Below are 21,335 nucleotides of genomic sequence, written 5' to 3'. Positions count from 1 at the left end.
GCGGTGCTCGCCGGAGAGGGTCTGGCTGTTCACAGTGGCGCGACCGCACCGGATTTCCACCGGTTTCCTCGACGCCCGCCGAGCAAGACGATGCTACTGGGCCCGCCCCACCCACAACTTTCCAGGCCGCCCCCTGACGCTGGACGATTGATCAGCAGGCGATGGCGCGAGCATCGTCCGAGAGCGTTGCCGCGGTGTGATGGAGGCTGGTGTCAGTGCGTGGGTCGGCGGGTGGTGTCCTCGGCCGCGATCGCCGCCGCGACCCCCGCGCAGGCGCCTCGGATCAGCGCGCCGTAGTCGTCGTCCGGGAGGATGTCGAGGCGTTCGCGGGCTGCTTCGATGTGGCGGGTGGCGGCGGGGAACGCGCCGAGGCGGCGGAAGTTGTCGGCGAGGTTCAGATGCAGCGAGGGGTAGAAACCGGCGACCTGGAGGCCCGTGTGGAAGTCGTTCAGACGGGTGTCGGTGAGGGTGTCGGCGGCGTCGAGGGCCCGGACATCCCAGACGAGCGCTTCGGCCGGGTCGTCGTAGGTGTCGGCCAGGTAGTGGGCCAGGCTGCAACGGTGCAGGGGGTCACCGGCGGGGCCGATGTCTGCCCAGACCTCGAGCAGGCCGGCGCGGGCGCGATCGGGGTCGCCGGTGCGGAAGTCGCTGACGCCCTGGGTGATTCGGGTCATGATCGGGTCGGCGGTGGTCATCGGGAGATCTCCTCGGTGGGTTCGGGTTTGCACGGCATGGCCAAGGTCGACAGGTCTCCGTCGTCGGCGGAGCGGATCAGAACGGGCTGGTCGGGGGCGATGAGGTCGAGCATCACGTCGGGTCCGATGGCGGTGGCGACGGCCGGGTAGAGGGTGGTAACGGCGAAATGGATCGTCATGGCAGGGCCGGTGGCTATCGCGTGCGGGATGTGCCGCACCGCGCCCCGTTCCGATGCCTCGCGCGCAGCGGCCGCGGCGCTCGAACTCGCTTGCGCGACAGGGTCACCCGTCGTGGGCGTGCCTGTCGGTGGGGCGTGCTCCGTCCGCAAGCTAGAGGTCGTCACGGAGACGGCGCCGGTGGAGGTCGTGTGCAGGACCACGGTGGGCGAGTCGAGGTGTTCCATGGCGTCGAGCAGCGCCGCACGAGTGAGCACGACGCGGGTTCGCACCGGGGCAAGCGCGGCCAGCATCGCTCGGTAGTCGGGGAAGTCGTGCGTCGATCGGCGGCAGCTGCGTCGCGTGTCGTCCGGTCGGGCAGCGGGCCATACCGTCGGCTCGCCGCCTGCCTCGGCGTGGGCATCGTCGATCGAATCCGTTGTAGCCATGTGGAATTCGATGCGTTCGTGATGTGGGCGGATCGCGACAGCGTGTTGGCGACGCAACCAGGACGCCGCTGCACGGAGGTCGGCGGCGTCAACCGTGGCATCCCACACCGCGGTACCGACTCGCGTCGGACGGACGGTGCGGGTGGCCAGGCGGAAGCGGTCCGTCGCGGTGAGGATCAGCTGCTGCCCGTCGGTCTCGAACAGGATCGTGTCGAGTACCGCCAGATCTGAATCGGCGACAGTGGCCGTCGCGACCTGGTCGATCGCCGCCGCCAGCACCGGTCCGCTCACCCACACGTCGTCGCGGGTCCCGGGCGAACCTCGCTCCGACTCCGGGCCTTGCCCGGTGCCGAGCGGCGATCGAGCGCTGCCTCGATCGCCGCTCGGCACCGAGACCTGGTCGCGATGCCCGTCCCCGCTGAATCCGGACGCCGATCCGTGGGTGGCCAGAAGGACGCCGAGGGCGGCCGCGGCGGCGGCGCGGACCTCGCCCTGGTGCCGGTCCAGGTCCGCGAGGTGCTCGTCGAGGAGGGTGAGCGCGCGGGCGGGGTCGGGCTCGGCGAGCAGGGCGGTCACGGCAGGCAGCGGCATGTCGATAGCGCGCAGGTGACGCAGCAGGCGGGCGGGAGCGGACTGCTCCGGGGCGTAGTAGCGGTAGCCGGTGACCTCGTCGACGACGACGGGGGCGAGGACGCCCGCGTCGGCGTAGAAGCGCAGGGCGCTGGTGCTCAGGCCGCAGGCGCGGGCGAAGGCTCCGATGGTGATCAGTTCGGTGTCGGGCACCGATTCATGATCGGGGTTCGAGTGAGTCGAAGGTCAAGTCGTCGATCAGTCGGTGCCCGCGGCGACCATTTCCGGGGAGCCGGTGCCGAGATGGCGGTACACGTTCGCGATCACCAGTTGACCGAGTGCGTTGTTGCCGACGCCACCGATGACCGCGCCGATACCCGCGGGGACAAGGGTGCCGAACAGCAGCAGAGTGCGTTTGACCAGGTAGTTGACGATGAAGCGTTTGGCCGGGGAATCAGGCATGCTCGCCAGACCGGGAATGTGGTCGGTGACGACCGCGAGCCACTGGCCCTTCTTGTGGCCTGCGGTCTGGTCGAGCACCTTCGTGCCCGCCTCGCCGAGCACGACCTTCGACACCAGATGCGCCTGCCGCGAGTCGTCCGGATCGAGGCCGTACGCCGCGGCGGCGCCGACGGACAGCACCGACGACGCCTCGAGGAACACGAGCGTGTCCACACCGGTCGCGGCGAGTCCGATCAGGGTGCCCACCCCGGGCACCGCGGCGGTGAGCCCGACGGCGACGCCGCTGGCGGTGACAACGACCAGGTACTGGCGCGACAACCGCTGCACGGTCTCCACCGGCGCGTCCTCGGGGTGTCGGCGGCCCATCCAGTCGACGTAACGGTGCACCACGGGCGCCTGTGCCTGCGCGACTCTGTCGAGTGCGGGAACGACACGCTTGTCCACGAATTCACGCAACATGTGGCGGCTCTCCTGTCAGTGCTCGGCTGGCGAAGGATCCGCCACTCACCCTAGGCGAATACCCCCGAACCGCCCCGTCACGCGGGTCGGCCTCGTCACACCGACGAAGCCCGGCCGGGGCCGGTCGACAGCGACGCTCGGCGCAGGGAGGGGGCCGATCACGGGCGAGGTTCGGGGCACAGTCGGCGCGTCGTAGGCTGGAACATCATGACCAGGAGCGCACCCGATTCTTGTCCAGGGGTTCTGCGGTTGCATCAGGCTGCCGACGGGCCACTGGCGCGGATTCGTGTGCCGGGCGGACGGTTGGAATCAGCGCAGTTGCAGGCGCTGGCCGATGCGGCACGCGATCTCGGCAACGGGAACCTCGAGCTGACCTCGCGGGGAAACATTCAGCTGCGCCAGGTCCGTGACGCCTCCGAACTCGCGCTGCGATTGGGTGCGGCGGGACTGCTGCCCAGCGAGACCCATGAACGGGTACGCAATATCGTGGCCTCGCCGCTGTCCGGACGAGTCGGCGGGTTCGCCGACGTCCACGGGCTCGCCGTCGACCTCGACACGGGATTGCTGAGCGACCCGCTGCTGGCGGAGCTGCCGGGGCGAGTGCTGTTCACCCTCGACGACGGACGCGGCGATGTGAGCACGCTGCACGGCGACATCGGCATTCACGCGGTGGGTGAGGACGAGTTCGCCCTGCTGCTGGCGGGCGCCGACACCGGACTTCGGGTCACCGCGGGCGAGGCGGTCGACGTGATGCTCGACGCCGCGCGCGGCTTCCTCGATCTGCGGGGAACCGCCGATTCGGGACAGTGGCGACTGCACGAGATTCCGGGCGGGGTCGAATCGGTGGTCGAGACGCTGGACCGCTCCCCCGTCGGCGAACCTCTCGAACTCGGTGCGACACACGCTATTCCGATCGGATGGCTCGACCAGGAGAACGGCCTCGTCACGCTCGGCGCCGGGGTACCGCTGGGCACCTTGTCGGCCAGAACCACCGAATTCCTGGCCGCCATCGAACGGCCCGTCTTCGTCACCCCGTGGCGCAGCCTGGTGATCACCGACCTCGACGAGGGGCCCGCCGAGACCGTGGTGCGGGTGCTCGCGCCGATGGGGCTGATCTTCGACGCGAATTCCCCGTGGCTGCAGGTCAGTGCCTGCGCCGGACGCCCCGGCTGCGCGAAATCACGCACCGACGTCCGCGCCGACTTGGCCGCCGCCATCGAATCCGATCGCGTCCTGCCCGCCGCAGCCGAGGCTTCCGAGCATCGGCCGCTCGTGCGGAACGAACTCGTCGCGGCCGAAGCCGTCACCGTGGCGGGTCGCCAGCACTGGTCCGGATGCGACCGTTGCTGCGGTCGCCCGCGCGGACCCGTGACCGATGTCGTGGCCACCGACCACGGCTATCGCATCGAGGTCGACGACGCGGCAACCGCTCCCTGAGTCGCTTCGGCGGCCGAGCGAAACTCGATCGACGATCCCGAAACCTTCTCGTACCCTTGCCTTCTCACTATGAGGGGGTTCCCATGTCCACACTGCAGGTGACGGCCGAGCGGCTCGTCGTCGTCGCACATCCGAATGCCGATCGGCTCGAGTTGGCCCAGGTCGGGTTGTACCGGGCCGTGGTCGCCAAGGGTCAGTTCTCGACGGGGGATCACGCGGTCTACATTCCGGAACAGTCGGTGCTGCCCGACGAGCTGATCGCCGAGCTCGGCTTGACCGGGAAACTCGCGGGCTCGCTGCGCAATCGGGTGAAGGCGGTGCGGTTGCGTGGCGAGGTGTCGCAGGGCATCGTGTGCACGCCGACCACGCTGGGCGGAGTGGACCTCGCGACGGCCGCGCGCGAGCGGACCGACTTCGCCGAGTCGCTGGGGATCGTGAAATGGGTTCCACCGGTACCGGTCTCGATGTCGGGACAGGTCGAGTCGGCGCCGGATCTGCTGCCATGGGTCGATGTCGAGAACATCAAACGCTTTCCCGACATCTTCACCGCCGGGGAGCCGGTGGTGGCGACGGAGAAGATCCACGGCACCGCCTGCCTGCTCACCCACGTTCGAGACGGTGACCGAATCCTGGTGTCGTCCAAGGGTGTCGGTAGTCGGGCACTGTCACTGACCGAGGCCGACGGCAACCTGTACTGGCGCGCCATTCGCGCCCACAAGCTCGACGAGGCCGCTCGCAAGCTCGCCGCCGTGCTCGACGCCGACCGGATCGGTCTGTTCGGTGAGGTGTACGGCGCGGGCGTGCAGGACCTGCACTACGGCGCGTCCGCCGCGCACGACGAATCGCTCGGCTTCGGCCTGTTCGATATCGCGGTGGACACTGGCGCGGCGCCGGTTCGCTGGCTCGACCATCACGAGATCGGCGCCCTGTTCGACGATCTCGGCCTCACCGTGCCGCGGGTGCCGGTCCTCTACGAGGGCGCCTACGACGCCGAGTTGCTGCTGGAAACGGCCGAGGGCGGCGAAACCGTCAGCGGCGCCGGCGCCAATATTCGCGAGGGTCTGGTGGTGCGGCCTGCCGTCGAGCGGCAGTCGCCGATTCTCGGTGGCCGGGCGATCGGCAAGATCATCTCCGCCGCGTACCTGCTGCGCGACGGCGGCACCGAGTACGAGTGAGCCCGGCGCCCGCTCGGCTAGCCCACGGTCGTGTCGCGGCGGGTGTGCAGCTCGAGCACGCAGCACTTCACGCCGCCGCCGCCCTTGCGCAGTTCGGACATGTCGACCGGGACCGGAACGAATCCGCGCTCGCGCAGCTGGGCGATGAGTCCGGTGGCGCCGGGGTCGAGGAAGACGTGTTCACCGTCGCTGAGTCCGTTCAAACCGAAGCAGAGCGCGTCGTTGTCGTCGGCGAGGATCGCGGCCGGGTAGAGCGCGGTCAGCACATCGCGAGCGGCGGGGCTGAACGCGGCCGGGTAGTAGGCGATGGTGGTGTCGTCTAGAACCATCAGTGCGGTGTCGAGGTGATAGAAGCGCGGGTCGACCAGTTCGAGGGACACCACCGGCACATCGAAATACCGCTCCACCTCCGCGTGCGCGGACAACGAACAGCGGTACCCGACGCCGGCCAGAATCCGCTGCCCGGCGAACGCGAAGTCGCCCTCTCCCTCATTGGTTTCGGCCGCGGCGGCCAGTGCACGCAGTTCGCGGGCGGCGAACCACTGATGGAAGGCAGGGCCCTCGGCGGCACGTTCGGGGTGGGCGAATCGTGCCGAGAGTGCGTGTCCACCGATCACGATGCCGCTGTTGGCCGCGAAGACCATATCCGGCAGGCCGGGTTCGCCGGGCACTGTTTCCACCGTGTGCCCGTGTGCTTCCAGCCTCGCGCGCAGGATCTCCCACTGGGCGAGTGCGCGTGCCCGATCGACCGGGGCGGCCGGGTCCATCCACGGGTTGATCGCGTAGGTGACCTCGAAATGGTCGGGGCGGCACAGCACGTAGCGGCGCGGCGAGGCGGTCCGCGCCGGTGCTGATACACGAAGGGGGCTAGCGGCGGTCATCAGGACTCCTGGTGGCTGCGCGGATGGTTTCTACGACCGTAATCGCCGTTCCGTTGCGCGGGGAACACCGTTTCGTTGTGCATATCAGTGCAAGAATGGGGAATCGTTGCGTGAACAATCGAAGGAGCGACGTGAACGATATCGATCGGCGCATTCTCGCGGAGCTGCTCGTCCACGCCCGCGCCTCGTTCCAGGAAATCGGTTCGGTGGTCGGCCTCTCGGCGCCCGCCGTGAAGCGACGGGTGGACAAGATGGTCGCGAGCGGGCAGATCACGGGGTTCACCGCCCAGGTCAACCCGGCCGCACTCGGCTGGAAGACCGAGGCATACGTCGAGGTCTACTACCGCGACAACATCTCCCCGGCCGAGCTGCGCCGCACCCTGGAACCGATTCCGCAGGTCGTCGGGGTGTGGACGATCGCGGGCGAGGCCGACGCGCTCGTGCACGTGATGGCCACCGATATGGCCGAGATCGAGGTGACGGTCGAACGGATCAGGGAGAACGCGCGCGTCGGGCGCACCCGCAGCTCGCTGGTGATGTCACGCATTCTCGAACGCCCCCGCACCTGAGCCGCCGGACACCACGTCAGACCCAGGTTCTAGGGTTACCGGCATGTCCGACGTGCGTGCCAACTACCTCACCGACGGGGCCGAGATCTATCGGCGCTCGTTCGCGACGATCCGCGCCGAGGCCGATCTCGCCGGTTTCCCCGCCGATGTCGAGCGGGTGGCGGTGCGGATGATCCACGGCTGCGGGCAGGTCGACCTGGCTCCCGACATCGCCTACTCCCCCGGCGTGGTCGCCGCCGCGCGCGCCGCGCTGCACGCGGGTAAGCCGATCATCTGCGATGCCAATATGGTGGCCTCGGGGGTGACCCGTAAGCGCCTGCCCGCCGACAACGCGGTGCTGTGCCACCTCACCGATCCTCGGGTGCCCGCACTCGCCGCGCGACTGGACAACACCCGCTCGGTGGCGGCCCTGGAACTCCTGCGCGACCAGCTCGACGGCGCGGTGGTGGCCATCGGCAACGCACCGACCGCGCTGTTCCACCTGCTCGACATGCTCGACGCCGGTGCGCCGCGACCCGCCGCGATCATCGGCATTCCGGTGGGGTTCATCGGGGCCGCCGAATCCAAGCAGGCGCTGATCGACTTCGGCGGTATCGAATATCTGACCGTGCGCGGTAGGCGGGGCGGCAGCGCGATCACCGCATCGGCACTGAATGCGATTGCGAGCGAACAGGAGTGAGTGAGATCAGCACCGGCAAATTGTGGGGTATCGGCCTCGGCCCCGGCGACCCGGAACTGGTGACGGTGAAGGCCGCCCGGCTCATCGCCGAAGCCGATGTGGTCGCGTTCCACAGCGCCAAGCACGGGCGCAGCATCTCCCGCGCCATCGCGGCGCCGTACCTGCGCGCCGGACAGATCGAGGAGCACCTCGTCTACCCGGTGACGGTGGAGACCACCGATCATCCCGGTGGGTATCAGGGCGCGATCGACGAGTTCTACGAGCAGGCGGCCGCACGGCTGGCCGCCCACCTGGACGCGGGGCGCACCGTCGCGCTACTCGCCGCCGGTGATCCGCTGTTCTACTCCTCCTATATGCACATGCACCGGCGGCTGGCCGATCGGTTCGATGCCGAGATCGTTCCCGGCATCACCTCGGTCAGTGCGGCGTCGGCGGCGCTGGGCACTCCTCTCGTAGAGGGCGAGCAGGTGCTCACGGTGCTGCCCGGCACGATGCCCGTCGACGAGCTGACCCAGCGCCTGCGCGAGACCGACGCCGCCGCGATCATGAAGCTGGGTCGCACGTTTCCCGGTGTGCGCCAGGCGCTGTCGGATTCCGGTCGTCTGAAGGACGCGTACTACGTCGAACGCGCGAGCAGCACCCGTCAGCGGGTACTCGCCGCGGCCGATGTCGACGAGGCGGACGTGCCGTACTTCTCGATCACGCTCGTCCCCGGTCCGACACCCACCACCCCGATTCCCGCTCGCGGCGCGAATTTCCACGAGCGGCCCGTGGCCATCGATGCGGCCGCGGCGTCCGATGGCGCTACTACTGCGCCCGATGTCGAAGCCGGCGAAGTGGTGGTCGTCGGCCTCGGTCCAGGTGATGCCGATTGGACGACGCCGCAGGTCAGCGCCGCGTTGGCCGCGGCGACCGACCTCGTCGGGTACACCACCTACATCAATCGGGTGCCCGAGCGAGCCGGTCAGCGCAGGCACGCCAGCGACAACAAGGTCGAATCCGAGCGGGCCGCGATGGCACTCGACCTCGCCAAGCGCGGCGCTCGCGTCGCTGTCGTCTCCTCCGGCGACCCCGGCGTCTTCGCCATGGCGGCGGCCGTGCTCGAGGTATCGGCCGAACCACAGTTCAAGGATGTCCCCGTGCGGGTGCTGCCCGGACTGACAGCCGCCAACGCGGTGGCGAGCCGCGTCGGCGCCCCGCTCGGGCACGACTACGCCATGATCTCGCTGTCGGACCGACTCAAGCCGTGGGAGGTTGTCGCACAACGCCTTTCGGCGGTAGCCGCGGCCGACATGGCCATCGCGATCTACAACCCGGCCTCCTCGCAACGCCGCTGGCAGGTCGGCGCCATGCGCGAGGTGCTGCTCGAACATCGCCCGCCGCAGACGCCGGTGGTGCTCGGCCGCGATGTCGGCGGGCCGACCGAATCGGTTCGGGTGACCACCCTGGGCGAGCTCGACCCGGACGAGGTGGACATGCGCACCTTGCTGATCATCGGATCGTCGACCACCACCACCTTCGACACGCCGGAAGGCACCCGCGTTTTCACCTCACGCAGGTACGGGTCGGTAGAGAGCCGGTAGTCCGCACCGGACAATCAGCAAACCGCACGGTCGGTACCCCGCACCACCCGCGCCGAGCAGCCGACGAATCCGCACGGCGGCCACTCCGGCGACCCCACGGCCGACCGCGACCACCGCGATCCTCGGCGACCCGCTCGGTCTGCGAGGCCAGACGAGACGCACGTGCGATGGCACACTGGTTCCGCGGGCTTGCCCGTAAGCACAAGAGTATGACAGCTCGTTTCCTGGTTCGATTCCCCAACGCGTCCCCCGTGGACGATGAAAGGATTCACCACGATGAGAGTTCAGCACCACGCACAGAACGCCCTCGGTACCCGATTACGACGCGGCGTGACGGTCGGCCTGATAGCCGCCGCCATGGCGGTTCCCGTCGCCGGGATCGCGTCGGCCCAGCCGGCCCCACCGGCCCCGCCCGCTGCGCCCGCGGCACCCGCCGCTCCCGAAGCGCCGGCCGCACCTGCGGCACCCGCCGCACCCGCGGCGCCCGGATTGCCCGGCCTGCCGGGTCTGCCAGGGCTTCCGCTCGCCGAGAACGCGACCAGCATCACTTTGACGGTCAACGGCCTGGACGGCGAGCCCATCGCGGTCGATGTCGACACCACGGCGACCGTCAAGGACCTGAAGGCGCTCATCCAGGAACAGACCGGTGTTCCGGCGGCCGAGCAGCAGCTCGTCACCGAGAGCGAGGTCAAGCTCGAGGACTCCAATACCCTGGCGTCCTACGAACTGGCCGACGGTGACGTCGTGAACCTCGCTTTGGCCTGAGCCTGACGGGTCGATCACCGCGGCGGTGGTGCTCAGCGCGCGAGCACCACCGCCGCGCCCCCGGTCCGGCGAACACACCGCAACACCGGCACTATTGGTGGACCGCCCACTCAGGCGTAACATTCCACTTAGGAATGTAGTTCGAAGGGAGTTGACCGTTGACCGACATCGCGACACGACGCCGCCCGCTGAACTCCACCGCGGCCTCGCTACTCGGGTTCCTGCACGAGGGTCCGAAGTCGGGCTGGGATCTCGCCACGCAGGCCCAGCAACGCATCGGCGACTTCTGGACGATCACGCAGAGCCAGGTCTACCGCGAACTGTCCACGATGGACGCCGCAGGCCTGGTGACCAAGGGCGAACGCGGCGCCAGGGAACGCACGCCGTACCGGATCACCGATATCGGGCGCGACGCGTTCGCCGAGTGGATCGGGCGCGATCCGGGCGCCGAGACCATCCGGGTGCCGCTGCTGCTCACGCTGTCCTTCGGTGAGCACCTGGATCCGGCTCATCGCGATCGAATCATCGCGGCCAACAAGAACATTCATCAGGATCGCCTCGACCGCTACCTCGACGAGGACGAAACCGCCCTGGCACCGCACCAGCGAGCGACCCTCGAGTTCGGTATCGCCTACGAGCGAGCGGTTCTGCACTGGTTCGACCAGTTGCCGACGATCTTCACACCGCCCCAGCCCCACTGACCGGGTTCAGCGCACCCGGTGCGAGGCGGACTGGCGCAACCACTCGACGGCGTCCCCGACCTCGGCCACGGTGGCCGCGCCCGAGGGCAGCGGCGGCCGGTCGACCATGATCACCGGTAGACCCGCGGTACGGGCGGCGAAGATCTTCGCCTCGGTCTGCTCACCACCACTGTTCTTGGTGACCAGCACATCGATGCGATGACGCGACATCAGCACGAGTTCTTCATCGAAAGTGAACGGCCCACGCGCCAGCAGCAGTTTGGAGCGCGGCGGCAGCGGGACTTGGGGGGCGTCGATGGAGCGGATGACGAAGCCGTGCCCCGTGCACCCGACGAACGCGCCGACCCCCTGGCGGCCGATGGTCAGCAGCACCTGTTCGTCGCGGGCGGTCAGCGCCGCGGCCGCCGACGCGAGATCGGGCACTCTGGTCCACAGGTCACCGCGCCGCTGCACCCACTCCGGGCGGCGCAGATGCAGCGCGGGGATGTCCAGGTCGGCCGCGGCCGTGGCCGCGTGCGCGCTCACCTGCGCGGCGAAGGGATGGGTGGCGTCCACGACAGCGTCGATCGCATTCTCGCGTAGCCACGTTCGGAGGCCCTCGACACCACCGAACCCACCCACACGGACCGCTCCGACCGGCAGCCGCGGGTTGGCGACACGACCCGCGAGGGAGGACACGATGTCGAGTCCACGCTCGCCGGACGCTCTGCGCGCCAACTCCCTGGCCTCACCGGTGCCGCCGAGGATCAGAACTCTCAGGACAACCCTCCGAAATCATCGGCACCTGCATCGCCATCGAACTTCGAGTACTTCATGTAACTCTCCATCGTGGAAAAGCGAACCGGGGGGATTACCCGGAACGGCAACGACCCTACCCCCGAGCCGAGGGTTCTACACGTTCGGTCCGAAACTTTTACGGCGCGCGGACCCTGCGACAACGGATTCATCGTGATCTGCGCGTGATCTGATCGTGATCGGGACTACGGGTCCACACTCCGGCGACCAGCGGGTTTTCGGACAATCCACTGGGCGACCGGCAGGTGTGGTCGCCAGGCCGTGAACCCGCCGAGCGGTTCGCCTCGATAGATCTGGAATTTGCGCAGGGTCCCGCCGAACCCGGCAGACCAGTCGAGCAGCAGCGCTTCCGATTCCGCGGTGACCGCGTTGGCGACCAGGCGGCCGCCGGGGCGCAGGTATTGCCAGCACCGCTCGAACATGCCGTCCTGGGTGAGGCCGCCACCGAGAAATATGGCGTCGGGCGTCGTGATCGTTTCTTCGGCTAACTCTGAGCGCACTTCGCCGCGGATCGTTATTCCCGGCACCCCGAGGGCATCGATATTGGTCGCGATTTGTTCGCGACGAGCAGGCAGTCGTTCGAACGTGACCGCGCGGCACAGTGGATGCGTGCGACACCATTCGATGGCGATGCTGCCCGAGCCGCCGCCGATATCCCACAGCATTTCCCCCGGTGCGGGGGCGAGAGCGGTGACGGTGAGCGCGCGGACCTCGGATTTGGTGAGTTGGCCGTCACCGGCGAAGGCAGTGTCGGCCAAGCCGGGCAGGCGCGTGTCGCGGCGTGTGTCGGGATCGGCACGGCAGTCGATGGCGACGATGTTGAGTGAGTCGCCGCAGGAGTGTGGCCACGCGGCCGCGGGACCGGCGCGCAGGTGCTCGGCGGGGCCGCCGAGTTGTTCGAGGACGGTCAACGTCGAGGCGCCGAACCCGTTGTCGCGCAGCAATTCCGCGATTCTGCTCGGCGTGGTCTCGTCTTCGCTCAGGACGAGAATCCTTCGACCTTCGGACAATTCGGGCAGGACGGTGGGCAATGGCCGGGCAACCACGCTCACCACCGGAGTTTCGGCCAGTGGCCACCCGAGCCGGGCGCACGCCAGCGAGGCCGAGGACGGCTGCGGGAACACACGCAGTGCCGCCGGGCCGAACCGGCGGGCCAGGGTGACGCCGATACCGTAGAACATGGGATCACCGCTGGCCAGGACGCCGATGCGTCGATCCACGTTGCGCGCGAACAACTCCGGTAGCGCGGGCAACAGGGGCGTCGGCCACGGCACGCGTTCGATATCGCTCGCCGGGAGCAGCGCCAGTTGACGTGGGGATCCCAACACCACGTCGCAGTCGCTGACCGCCTGTCGGGCCGCCTGCCCCAGCCCGGACCAGCCATCGGCGCCGATGCCGGCCACGATGATCGGCTCGCCGGTCCAGCCGACGGCTTCCGTCTCGGTCACCGTGGCATCCGGCGCCAGACGGATTGCGGGATCAGGCCCATCACGAAGAATGCCAGCGACAGCCGACCGGGTACCACCACTCGGGTCGCACCCTTGCCGAGGCCGCGGACGACGGCGTCGGCGACCTGGCCGGGAGTGCTGGACATGGGGGCGGGGTCCATGCCGGTGGTCATTCGGCCGATCACGAAGCCCGAGCGCACCAGCAGCAGTTGCACACCGGTGCCGTGCAGGGCGTCACCGAGGCCGCCGGCGAAGCCGTGCAGGCCCGCTTTGGCCGAACCGTAGACGTAGTTCGCCCGGCGCACGCGGACGCCCGCGATGGAGCCGAAGACGACGATCTGGCCGGATCCCTGCGCGCGCATCAGGTTGGCAAGGGTGGTCAGGACGCTGACCTGGGCGACGTAGTCGGTGTGCACGACGGCCACCGCGTGCGCCGGGTCGTGTTCGGCACGGTCCTGATCGCCGAGAACGCCGAACGCGAGCACCGCGGTCGCGATGCCGCCGTGCTCGGCCGCGAGCTTGTCGAGCAGCGGCGCGTGGGTGGCCGTCTCGTCGGCGTCGAATTCCACAGTGTGCACGGCGGTCGCGCCCGCCGCGCGCACCTGCTCGGTCTCGGCGTCCAACGCGTCGGCGCGACGGGCCGCCAGGATCACCACCCGTCCGGGTGCCAGCCTGGTCGCCACCTCGAGGCCGATCTCACTGCGCCCGCCCAGGACCAGCACCGGCCCATCGTTCTGCTGCATTCCCATGGCGCCAGTCTGTCATCCGGCCGAGGTTGTCGGATTCGGCCCGCCCCGATGGCGCGCAGATGCCCGACGGCCGAAACCCGAGGGGGTCACCGCTGGTCGGCCCGGCTACCGTTTCCGGTATGCCGACCACCACCGCACAGCTGTCCCCCGCCGCCATCGAGTTCGTCACCGAGCGGCACCTGGCCACGCTCACCACGCTGCGCGCCAACGGCACCCCCCACGTGGTCGCGGTGGGATTCACCTGGGATCCCGAGAGCGGGATCGCCCGCGTGATCACCGACGGCGCGTCGGTGAAGGCGCGCAATGCCGGACGCAACGGCTACGCGGCGGTGAGCCAGGTCGAGGGGCCGCGCTGGCTCACCCTCGAAGGACCGGCGACGGTGCTCGACGACAGCGCCGACGTCGCCGAGGCCGTGCGCCGCTACACCGAGCGCTACCGGGTGCCGCGCGAGAATCCGACGCGCGTCGTCGTCGCGATCCAGGTGCGCCGGGTGCTGTCGTCGAGCACGCTGAAATAGCCGGTGCCGCTTACAACACCGTCAGACCGTGCGGCCGGTTGTTCATCGACTCCACACCGTTGTCGGTGACGACCACGATGTCCTCGATCCGCGCGCCCCATTCGCCGCGGAAGTAGATGCCCGGTTCGATGCTGAACGCCATGCCCGGTTCGAGCACCAGGTCGTTGCCCGCCACGATGTAGGGCTCCTCGTGCACCGACAGGCCGATGCCGTGCCCGGTGCGGTGGATGAAGGCCTCGGCGAGGCCCGCGTCGGCGAGCACGGCGCGGGCGGCGGCGTCGATGGACTCCGCGCTCACCCCTGGCCGCACCGCCGCCACCGCCGCGGCCTGGGCGGCCTCGAGGACCGCCATCTGCTCGACGATCCGCGGGCTCGGGGTTCCGAGCACGTAGGTGCGGGTCGAGTCGGAGTAGTAGCCGGGCTCGACCGGGCCGCCGATATCGATGACGACCACGTCGCCCTGTTCGATGACGCGTTCGGATACCTCGTGGTGCGGGTCGGCGCCGTGCGGGCCACTGCCGACGATGACGAAGGCCGCCTCGGTATGGCCTTCCTCGACGATCGCGGCGGTGATGTCGGCACTCACCTCGGCCTCGGTGCGACCCGCCCGCAGGAATTCGCCCATCCGCGCGTGCACGCGGTCGATGGCCGCGCCCGCTCGGCGCAGCGCGTCGATCTCGGCCTCGTCCTTGATCATTCGTGACTCACGCAGCACCGGCGTCGCCGAGGCGGGCAGCCCGGTCGTCGATTCGGCGAGCGGGATCAGGTGCAGTGCGGGCATGGCATCGGCGACCGCGATGCGGGAGCCGGCGTGCAGGATCGAGCGGACCAGTTGATACGGGTCGACGCCGTCGACCCAGTCGAGCACCCGCAGGCCGAGTTCGCCCGCGGCGGAATCGCCGAGGGAGGCCAACTCGAGTTTCGGGATGACCACCGACGGTGTCGAGCCGTCGGCCGGGATCACCAGGCAGGTGAGTCGCTCGAAGGATTCCGCGGCCGAACCGATCAGGTAGCGCAGATCGGGCCCCGGGGTGATCAGCAGGGCGTCCAGATGCGCCGCACGCATCAACTCGACCGCCCGCTCCAGACGCTGACCGTAGACCTTCGCCGCGAACCTGGCATCCGTGTGCGCGCTCATAGGATCCGACGTTACCCGCCCCGAGCCGACGCCAGCCACCGAAGCCCGTCGGCACGGCTACGGGCACGGTGTCGGTGGTTCGGGGCACAATCAGCGGGTGACCGCTGACGAGAGCACCCGTGGACCCCTGTTGATCCTCGACGGCGCCAGCCTCTGGTTCCGCGCCTATTACGCCATCCCCGACAAGCTCAGGGGCGCGGACGGCCGCTCGGTGAACGCGCTGCGCGGATTCACCGACATGGTGGCCTCGCTGGTCACCAAGCATCGCCCGAGCAGGCTCGTCGTCGGGCTCGATCTCGATTGGCGGCCCCCGTTCCGGGTGGCTCTCGTGCCCTCGTACAAGGCGCATCGGCTCGATACGAGCACCAGTGCGGCGCCCGGCGCGGAGGAGGTGCCCGACACCCTCACCCCGCAGGTCGAGATGATCCTCGAGGTGCTGGCTGCGGCGGGCATCGCCACCGGCGGCGCGGAAGGCCTCGAAGCCGACGATGTACTCGGCACGCTCGCGAGCAGGGAGCGCACCGATCCGGTTGTCGTCGTCAGCGGTGACCGCGATCTGCTGCAGTTGGTGCGCGACGAGCCCGCCCCACCGGTTCGTGTGCTCTACGTCGGCCGCGGCCTGGCCAAGGCCGAACTGTTCGGCCCCGCGGAGTTGTCGGCGAGATACGGTGTGCCCGAACAGAATGCGGGCCCGGCCTACGCCGACATGGCGACGTTGCGCGGCGACGCCTCCGACGGCCTGCCCGGAGTGGCGGGCATCGGTGACAAGTCCGCCGCCCAACTGATCACGAAGTTCGGTTCGCTCGACGCGCTCATGGATGCCGTCGCCGATCCGGGTTCCGATATCGCCAAGGGTGTGCGCGCGAAACTCGTTGCCGCGCAGGATTATCTGAAGGTCGCCGCACCGGTGGTGCGGGTGGTCCGCGACGCCGAGGTCAACCTGTCGCGTCCGGATGTGTTGCCCGCCACCCCCGTCGACCCCGACCGGCTGCTCGCGTTGGCTACCGAGTACAACGCCGAGAGCCCCATCACCCGCCTGGTCACCGCCTTGACCGCGGCACACGCCGACTGACCCGGCGGCGGAACCACCGTCGACCCTGTCAACGACACCGGGCCGCCCGCGTAGTCGCGGACGGCCCGGAAAACGTAGTGCGAGCGCCTAGTTCGGGCGGCCGACCTCGTAGGTGCCATCGTCCTTGGTGATCTTGACGGTGACCTTCTTCGCCTCACCGCTGACCTTCAGGTCGCAGGTGAAGGTCGCGTCGACCTCCACCGCCTGACCGGAGGGGCAGCTGACATCGGAGACGTCGGCGATGCCGTAGGAATCCTTCAGCACGCGCGAGACACCGTCCTGCACGGCCACGTTGTCGAGTTCGTCGGAGGAGAACACGACCAGGAGCAGGCCGATGACCGCGGCGACCACGAGCACGCCCGCGATCACGAGCCCGATGATCAGACCCTTGCTCTTGCCACCGGAGGACTGCTGCGGCTGCTGGCCCCACGGCTGCTGCGGTGCCGGCTGCTGCCCCCACTGCTGCTGCGGCGGGGGCTGCTGGCCCCACTGCTGCTGCGGGTTGGCGGCGGGGTTGTTCCAGTCCTGCGGAGGCGGCTGGGTCTGACCCCACTGCTGCTGCGGTCCGGTCGGTTGCTGCGGCGGCACGCCACCCTGCTGCGGCTGCTGACCCCACGGCTGCTGCGGCTGCTGGGGCTGTTGTCCCCACTGCTGCTGCGGCTGCTGGGGCTGCTGCTGGCTCGGGTCTCCCCACTGCTGGGTGGGCTGGGCGCCCTGTTGCGGCGGCTGTTGCGCGCCACCCCAGTGCTGAGTGGGACCGGCGCCACCGGCCCCCTGCTGACCCCCCCAGTGCTGGGTGGGATCGTTATTCCCCTCCCCGGGGTTGTTCGGTCCGTAAGGGCCGCTCATCCACTCGCCTCCACTCGCATTATTAGTCCATACGGTAGCCCCCCGCGCCGGGCCTGCCGCATTCGCACGACATCCGCCTCACGGTCGGTACGCGAAGAAATCAAATCACAGACGTCCCGACTACGCGGCGTCCACGGCGACGACACCCCGCCGCACGGCGCGCACCGCCTTGGCCGCGGTGGACGCGACCTCGGGGTCGTCGGCGGTGTTGTGGATCTGATCGAGCAGGTCGATCACCTGCCTGCACCACCGCACGAAATCGCCCGCCGACATCGTGGTGCCCTGGTCGCCACTGGCCAGCAACGCCTCGGCCAACGCGTCACCACGCGCCCATTTGTACACCCCGGTGACGAACCCCAGATCGGGTTCGCGGGTGGGCGGAAGTTTGTGCCGCGCCTCGTCGGAGCGCAGGTCCGACCACACTTCGATGGTGGCCGCGATCGCCCGGCGGATCGGATCGGTCGGCCCCGCAGGCGTCAGCAGGCCGGCCTCCTGGCGCGATTCGTAGACCAGCGTCGATACCACCGCGGCGAGCTCGGCCGGCCCGAGTCCGCGCCACAGACCCTGACGCAAGGCCTCGGCGACCACGAGATCGCTTTCGGCATAGATCCGGGCCAGTCGTCTGCCGTCGGCGGTCACCTCACCGTGGGCGACGAACCCGCGTTCCTCGAGCAGCCCGACGATCCGATCGAAGGTGCGCGCCAGCGAGTTCGTGGTGGCGGCAACCTTCTGGCGCATCGTCTCGGTTTCGCGGGCGAGCCGCGAATACCGCTCGCCGGTGCGGCTCAGTTGCTCGCGATCGGGACGATCGTGCGCGGGATGGGATCGCAGGCTGCGGCGCAGCGTCGAGAGTTGACGATCTTCGCCGCCACGAACACGATCGTTGCGCTTACCCCTGCGCGGAGCTGAGATACCGGTGCCGCGCAACGCCGAGGCCAGATCGCGGCGGATGCGGGCGGTTCGGTGGTCGACCCGGCGCGGCAGATCCATCCGCCCGAGCGCTTCGGCGGGCTCCGGGAAATCGGCCGCGGACACGCGCCCGGCCCAATGGTCCTCGGTCAGCACCAGTGGACGCGGGTCGCCGGGCGTCTGGTCGGGTTCGAGGATCACCGCGAGCCCGGAACGTTTGCCCACCGGGATCGACACCACGTCGCCGCGACGCAAGCCGATCAGCGCTTTCACCGCCGCGCCGCGCCGATCGGCTCGGCCCTGCTGCTGGATATCGCGCTCACGCTGCTTGATCCGGTCGCGCAGCGACAGGTACTCCATGAAATCGCCGCCGACACCCCCGAGCTGACTCTCCAGCTTGCGCAGCGCGCCCTCATTGCGTTCGATGCCACGGACCAGCCCCACCACCGACCGGTCGGCCTGGAACTGGGCGAACGACCGTTCGAGCAGGGTTCGAGCCTCCTGGGCGCCCATGCGATCGATCAGGTTGATCGACATGTTGTAGCCGGGTCGGAACGAGCTGCGCAGCGGAAAGGTGCGGGTGGAGGCGAGGCCCGCGACCGCACTGGTGTCGACCTCGGGCTGCCACAGCACTACCGCGTGGCCCTCGACGTCGATGCCGCGCCGGCCCGCGCGACCGGTGAGCTGGGTGTATTCGCCGGGGGTGAGCTCGGCGTGGGTTTCACCGTTGAACTTCACCAGGCGCTCGAGGACCACGGTGCGGGCGGGCATATTGATGCCGAGCGCCAGGGTTTCGGTGGCGAACACCGCGCGCACCATTCCCTTGACGAACAGTTCCTCGACGGTGTGCCGGAAGGCGGGCAGCATGCCGGCGTGATGGGCGGCAAGGCCGCGGTGCAGCGCCTCGCGCCACTCCCAGTAGCCGAGCACCTCCAGATCGCCCTTGGGCAGATCGCCGGTGTGCTTCTCGATGATCTCGTCGATCTGCGCGATCTCACCGCGGCGACTCAGATCGAGCCGGGCGCGCAGGCACTGGGCCAGCGCGCCGTCACAGCCCGCGCGGCTGAAGATGAACGTGATCGCGGGCAGGAGATTTTCCTCGTCGAGTCGAGCGAGGACGTCCGGTCGGGGCAGCGGACGGAAGTTGCCACCGCGACCGCCACGACCGCGTGGCCCGCCGTAGCCGTGCATCCGGTCGGCGCTCTCCCGCTGACGGATGAACCGTACGAGGTCTTCGTCGACGACGACCTTGCGATCGCTGGACTTGGTGTCGAACAGGTCGAACATCCGCCTGCCGACCATCACGTGCTGCCACAGCGGCACCGGCCTGGTCTCGTCGACCACCACCGCGGTGTCGCCGCGCACGGTTTCCATCCACGCGCCGAATTCCTCGGCATTGGACACCGTCGCCGACAGGCTCACCAGTCGCACGTCCGGCGGCAGGTGCAGGATCACTTCCTCCCACACCGCGCCGCGGAATCGGTCGGCCAGGTAGTGCACCTCGTCCATCACCACATAGGACAGTCCGTGCAGCGAGTCCGAGGACGCGTAGAGCATGTTGCGCAGCACCTCGGTGGTCATCACGACCACCGGCGCGCCGGGGTTGATCGACTGGTCACCGGTGAGCAGGCCGACACTGTCGCGGCCGTAGCGGGCGGTGAGATCGGCGAACTTCTGATTCGACAGCGCCTTGATCGGCGTGGTGTAGAAGCACTTTCCGCCCGAGGCGAGTGCCATGTGCACGGCGAACTCGCCGACGATCGTCTTGCCCGCACCGGTGGGAGCGCACACGAGCACGCTGTGCCCGTTTTCCAACGCCGCGCACGCGGTGCTCTGGAAGGGGTCCAGATCGAACGAGATTTCACCGGCGAATTTCGCCAGTTCGCTGGGCAGCCCCGGAGTGTCGGTCACCCCTCAGAGCGTATCGGAGTAGTCCGACACCGGGCGCGTGGTTTTCTCCGGCTCGCCCACCGGATCGGTGGTCGCCACGGGTTCGGGGTTCTCCAGTGGTGAGGCTTGTTCGTCGTCGAGCGGGCCCCAGCCCTCCTTCGCCTCCCTGCGCGCCTTGCGGGCATCGCTGAACCGCGAGAACTGCACCGCGAACTCGAACAGCACGGTCAGCGCGATCGCCAGCGCGAGCATGGAGAACGGGTCCTGCGGGGTGACGATCGCGGCGAAGACGAACAGGCCGAAGATCATCCCGCGCCGCCAGGCCTTGAGCTTGGTGTAGGGCAGCACCCCGACCAGGTTCAGCCCGATGATGATCAACGGCGTCTCGAAACTGACGCCGAAGATGATCAGCAACTGGATGATGAACCCGAAGTACTGATTACCGCTGAGCGCCGTGATCTGGACGTTGTCACCGATGGTCATCAGGAACGACAACGCGTGCGAGACAACCACATAGGCCAGCACAGCGCCCGCCACGAACAGCACCGAGCCCGTGACCACGAACCCGACCGCGTACCTGCGTTCCTTGGCATACAGCCCCGGGGTGATGAACGCCCACAGCTGATACAGCCAGAACGGCGTCGCGATCACCACACCGGCGGTGAACCCGACCTTCAACCGGAGCATGAACTGGTCGAAAGGTCCGGTAGCGAGCAGTCGACAGGCGCCGTCGGGAGTCAGGGTCGCCCGCGCCGATGCGGGCAGCGCGCAGTAGGGGCCACGCAAGATTTCGCCCAGGCTCTCCATCCCGAAGAGAGTGTGCGCGTACCAGAAGAAGCCGATCAGGGTGGTCACCGCGATCGCGGCCAGGGCGAGCAGCAGCCGGGTGCGCAGTTCCTGCAGGTGCTCGACCAACGACATGGTGCCGTCGGGATTCGTCCTGCGCTTGGTGCGCCGGGGATCGAACGGGATGCGCATGGTGGGTGGTGGCCTCTAACCCTCGGTTCGGCGGATGCTCGGCGACAACTTTTGACGAGACAGCACTTCGCCCCGGGGCGGTGACAACCGCCCCGGGGTGATGGCCGAGGTCAGAGGGTTTTGTGGCCCTGCTGCGGTTCGACGATCGGGGTCTGCGCCTGCGGGGCCGACGCGGACAACTGCTGCGGCGGCGCGGGGGTGGACGTGGTGGTCTGCGGTGCGTCGGACGTCGCCGACTCCGCCTGCATCTGTCCGACCTCGCTCTTGAAGATGCGCAGCGAGCGGCCCAGACCGCGTGCCGCGTCGGGAAGCCGCTTCGCGCCGAAGAGCAGAACGAACAGCAACGCGATGATCAGCAGGTGCGTCCAGCTGAACGTGCCCATTATCAGATACCTCCAAAGACTGTGG

21 protein-coding genes are annotated in these 21,335 nt (G+C 68.9%); 9 read left to right on the top strand and 12 right to left on the bottom strand.

Features of this window, described 5'->3' with window-relative positions; translation table 11 throughout:
• Positions 1 to 212: 212 nt before the first annotated feature.
• The 3 genes from IBJ82_RS05930 to IBJ82_RS05920 are packed head-to-tail and all read right to left on the bottom strand — an operon-like array spanning position 213 to position 2,791.
• On the bottom strand, positions 213 to 695 hold the full coding sequence (locus tag IBJ82_RS05930) for a hypothetical protein (RefSeq protein ID WP_194824861.1): 483 nt from the start codon (positions 693 to 695) through the stop codon (positions 213 to 215).
• On the bottom strand, positions 692 to 2,083 hold the full coding sequence (locus IBJ82_RS05925) for a MerR family transcriptional regulator (protein ID WP_194824860.1): 1,392 nt from the start codon (positions 2,081 to 2,083) through the stop codon (positions 692 to 694). Before IBJ82_RS05925 ends, IBJ82_RS05930 begins: the two co-directional genes overlap by 4 nt.
• Before the next feature lie 45 nt (positions 2,084 to 2,128).
• Positions 2,129 to 2,791 carry a hypothetical protein gene (locus tag IBJ82_RS05920; protein ID WP_194824859.1) on the bottom strand — a complete coding sequence of 221 codons (663 nt, stop codon included), beginning with the start codon at positions 2,789 to 2,791 and terminating at the stop codon, positions 2,129 to 2,131.
• Between the two features lie 207 nt (positions 2,792 to 2,998).
• Between IBJ82_RS05920 and cobG the strand changes: the two genes are divergently transcribed.
• Both cobG and IBJ82_RS05910 read left to right on the top strand, forming a co-directional pair.
• Positions 2,999 to 4,228: a precorrin-3B synthase gene (cobG, locus tag IBJ82_RS05915; protein ID WP_194824858.1), complete on the top strand. Its 1,230-nt coding sequence runs from the start codon at positions 2,999 to 3,001 to the stop codon at positions 4,226 to 4,228.
• A gap of 83 nt (positions 4,229 to 4,311) precedes the next feature.
• Positions 4,312 to 5,403 carry an RNA ligase (ATP) gene (locus IBJ82_RS05910; RefSeq protein WP_194824857.1) on the top strand — a complete coding sequence of 364 codons (1,092 nt, stop codon included), beginning with the start codon at positions 4,312 to 4,314 and terminating at the stop codon, positions 5,401 to 5,403.
• A 17-nt stretch (positions 5,404 to 5,420) separates the two neighbouring features.
• On the opposite strand, the gene ddaH is transcribed toward IBJ82_RS05910, so the two are convergent.
• Entirely contained in the window at positions 5,421 to 6,284 is an 864-nt protein-coding gene (ddaH, locus tag IBJ82_RS05905) for a dimethylargininase (RefSeq protein ID WP_194824856.1), read from the bottom strand.
• A gap of 95 nt (positions 6,285 to 6,379) precedes the next feature.
• On the opposite strand from ddaH, the gene IBJ82_RS05900 reads away from it, so the two are divergent.
• The 5 genes from IBJ82_RS05900 to IBJ82_RS05880 all read left to right on the top strand — a co-directional run bounded on the left by IBJ82_RS05900 (position 6,380) and on the right by IBJ82_RS05880 (position 10,581).
• Positions 6,380 to 6,853, top strand: coding sequence for an Lrp/AsnC family transcriptional regulator (locus IBJ82_RS05900; protein WP_370585163.1), 474 nt, complete (start codon positions 6,380 to 6,382; stop codon positions 6,851 to 6,853).
• 43 nt (positions 6,854 to 6,896) lie between these two features.
• Positions 6,897 to 7,532, top strand: coding sequence for a precorrin-8X methylmutase (locus IBJ82_RS05895; protein WP_194824854.1), 636 nt, complete (start codon positions 6,897 to 6,899; stop codon positions 7,530 to 7,532).
• Between the two features lie 5 nt (positions 7,533 to 7,537).
• Positions 7,538 to 9,115 carry a precorrin-3B C(17)-methyltransferase gene (gene cobJ / locus IBJ82_RS05890; protein ID WP_194825201.1) on the top strand — a complete coding sequence of 526 codons (1,578 nt, stop codon included), beginning with the start codon at positions 7,538 to 7,540 and terminating at the stop codon, positions 9,113 to 9,115.
• Between the two features lie 276 nt (positions 9,116 to 9,391).
• A complete protein-coding gene (locus IBJ82_RS05885; RefSeq protein WP_194824853.1) occupies positions 9,392 to 9,880 on the top strand; it encodes a ubiquitin-like domain-containing protein in 489 nt (162 codons plus the stop codon).
• 158 nt (positions 9,881 to 10,038) lie between these two features.
• Positions 10,039 to 10,581, top strand: a complete 543-nt coding sequence (locus tag IBJ82_RS05880; protein ID WP_056809840.1) for a PadR family transcriptional regulator — start codon at positions 10,039 to 10,041, stop codon at positions 10,579 to 10,581.
• Between the two features lie 6 nt (positions 10,582 to 10,587).
• Here IBJ82_RS05880 and IBJ82_RS05875 read toward each other — a convergent pair whose 3' ends face one another.
• From IBJ82_RS05875 to IBJ82_RS05865, 3 genes are all read right to left on the bottom strand, one after another.
• Entirely contained in the window at positions 10,588 to 11,340 is a 753-nt protein-coding gene (locus IBJ82_RS05875) for a cobalt-precorrin-6A reductase (RefSeq protein WP_194825200.1), read from the bottom strand.
• 221 nt (positions 11,341 to 11,561) lie between these two features.
• The gene (gene cbiE, locus IBJ82_RS05870; RefSeq protein WP_194825199.1) at positions 11,562 to 12,842 is read right to left on the bottom strand and encodes a precorrin-6y C5,15-methyltransferase (decarboxylating) subunit CbiE; all 1,281 of its coding nucleotides are present in this window, start codon (positions 12,840 to 12,842) and stop codon (positions 11,562 to 11,564) included.
• The gene (locus IBJ82_RS05865) at positions 12,821 to 13,573 is read right to left on the bottom strand and encodes an SDR family NAD(P)-dependent oxidoreductase (protein ID WP_194824852.1); all 753 of its coding nucleotides are present in this window, start codon (positions 13,571 to 13,573) and stop codon (positions 12,821 to 12,823) included. The genes cbiE and IBJ82_RS05865 overlap by 22 nt, the downstream gene beginning before the upstream one ends.
• Before the next feature lie 119 nt (positions 13,574 to 13,692).
• Here IBJ82_RS05865 and IBJ82_RS05860 point away from each other — a divergent pair, with 119 nt between their 5' ends.
• Complete coding sequence (locus tag IBJ82_RS05860) at positions 13,693 to 14,091, top strand: TIGR03618 family F420-dependent PPOX class oxidoreductase (protein ID WP_194824851.1); 399 nt, start codon at positions 13,693 to 13,695, stop codon at positions 14,089 to 14,091.
• A gap of 10 nt (positions 14,092 to 14,101) precedes the next feature.
• On the opposite strand, the gene IBJ82_RS05855 is transcribed toward IBJ82_RS05860, so the two are convergent.
• The gene (locus tag IBJ82_RS05855) at positions 14,102 to 15,229 is read right to left on the bottom strand and encodes a Xaa-Pro peptidase family protein (RefSeq protein ID WP_194824850.1); all 1,128 of its coding nucleotides are present in this window, start codon (positions 15,227 to 15,229) and stop codon (positions 14,102 to 14,104) included.
• Between the two features lie 97 nt (positions 15,230 to 15,326).
• Here IBJ82_RS05855 and IBJ82_RS05850 point away from each other — a divergent pair, with 97 nt between their 5' ends.
• Positions 15,327 to 16,301, top strand: coding sequence for a 5'-3' exonuclease (locus tag IBJ82_RS05850; RefSeq protein WP_194824849.1), 975 nt, complete (start codon positions 15,327 to 15,329; stop codon positions 16,299 to 16,301).
• A gap of 87 nt (positions 16,302 to 16,388) precedes the next feature.
• Here IBJ82_RS05850 and IBJ82_RS05845 read toward each other — a convergent pair whose 3' ends face one another.
• From IBJ82_RS05845 to tatA, 4 genes are all read right to left on the bottom strand, one after another.
• Entirely contained in the window at positions 16,389 to 17,150 is a 762-nt protein-coding gene (locus tag IBJ82_RS05845; protein ID WP_194824848.1) for a DUF4333 domain-containing protein, read from the bottom strand.
• 120 nt (positions 17,151 to 17,270) lie between these two features.
• Complete coding sequence (locus tag IBJ82_RS05840) at positions 17,271 to 19,970, bottom strand: RNA helicase (RefSeq protein WP_194824847.1); 2,700 nt, start codon at positions 19,968 to 19,970, stop codon at positions 17,271 to 17,273.
• Positions 19,971 to 19,973: 3 nt separating this feature from the next.
• Positions 19,974 to 20,927 carry a twin-arginine translocase subunit TatC gene (gene tatC / locus IBJ82_RS05835; RefSeq protein ID WP_194824846.1) on the bottom strand — a complete coding sequence of 318 codons (954 nt, stop codon included), beginning with the start codon at positions 20,925 to 20,927 and terminating at the stop codon, positions 19,974 to 19,976.
• Positions 20,928 to 21,037: 110 nt separating this feature from the next.
• Entirely contained in the window at positions 21,038 to 21,310 is a 273-nt protein-coding gene (gene tatA / locus IBJ82_RS05830; protein ID WP_062983426.1) for a Sec-independent protein translocase subunit TatA, read from the bottom strand.
• Positions 21,311 to 21,335 lie beyond the last annotated feature (25 nt).

Origin of the sequence: Nocardia sp. XZ_19_231, from assembly GCF_015355705.1 — a bacterium.
Lineage (GTDB): Bacteria > Actinomycetota > Actinomycetes > Mycobacteriales > Mycobacteriaceae > Nocardia > Nocardia salmonicida.
This window is presented reverse-complemented; position numbering and strand designations above follow the sequence as displayed.

Bases quoted from the DNA above. Each gene is read 5' to 3' on its own strand.
- tatA (WP_062983426.1), bottom strand. From the start codon at position 21,310: ATGGGCACGTTCAGCTGGACGCACCTGCTGATCATCGCGTTGCTGTTC.
- IBJ82_RS05860 (WP_194824851.1), top strand. From the start codon at position 13,693: ATGCCGACCACCACCGCACAGCTGTCCCCCGCCGCCATCGAGTTCGTC.
- tatC (WP_194824846.1), bottom strand. From the start codon at position 20,927: ATGCGCATCCCGTTCGATCCCCGGCGCACCAAGCGCAGGACGAATCCC.
- IBJ82_RS05920 (WP_194824859.1), bottom strand. From the start codon at position 2,791: ATGTTGCGTGAATTCGTGGACAAGCGTGTCGTTCCCGCACTCGACAGA.
- IBJ82_RS05845 (WP_194824848.1), bottom strand. From the start codon at position 17,150: ATGAGCGGCCCTTACGGACCGAACAACCCCGGGGAGGGGAATAACGAT.
- cobG (WP_194824858.1), top strand. From the start codon at position 2,999: ATGACCAGGAGCGCACCCGATTCTTGTCCAGGGGTTCTGCGGTTGCAT.
- IBJ82_RS05910 (WP_194824857.1), top strand. From the start codon at position 4,312: ATGTCCACACTGCAGGTGACGGCCGAGCGGCTCGTCGTCGTCGCACAT.
- IBJ82_RS05895 (WP_194824854.1), top strand. From the start codon at position 6,897: ATGTCCGACGTGCGTGCCAACTACCTCACCGACGGGGCCGAGATCTAT.
- IBJ82_RS05885 (WP_194824853.1), top strand. From the start codon at position 9,392: ATGAGAGTTCAGCACCACGCACAGAACGCCCTCGGTACCCGATTACGA.
- ddaH (WP_194824856.1), bottom strand. From the start codon at position 6,284: ATGACCGCCGCTAGCCCCCTTCGTGTATCAGCACCGGCGCGGACCGCC.
- IBJ82_RS05900 (WP_370585163.1), top strand. From the start codon at position 6,380: ATGGGGAATCGTTGCGTGAACAATCGAAGGAGCGACGTGAACGATATC.
- IBJ82_RS05865 (WP_194824852.1), bottom strand. From the start codon at position 13,573: ATGGGAATGCAGCAGAACGATGGGCCGGTGCTGGTCCTGGGCGGGCGC.
- IBJ82_RS05930 (WP_194824861.1), bottom strand. From the start codon at position 695: ATGACCACCGCCGACCCGATCATGACCCGAATCACCCAGGGCGTCAGC.
- IBJ82_RS05855 (WP_194824850.1), bottom strand. From the start codon at position 15,229: ATGAGCGCGCACACGGATGCCAGGTTCGCGGCGAAGGTCTACGGTCAG.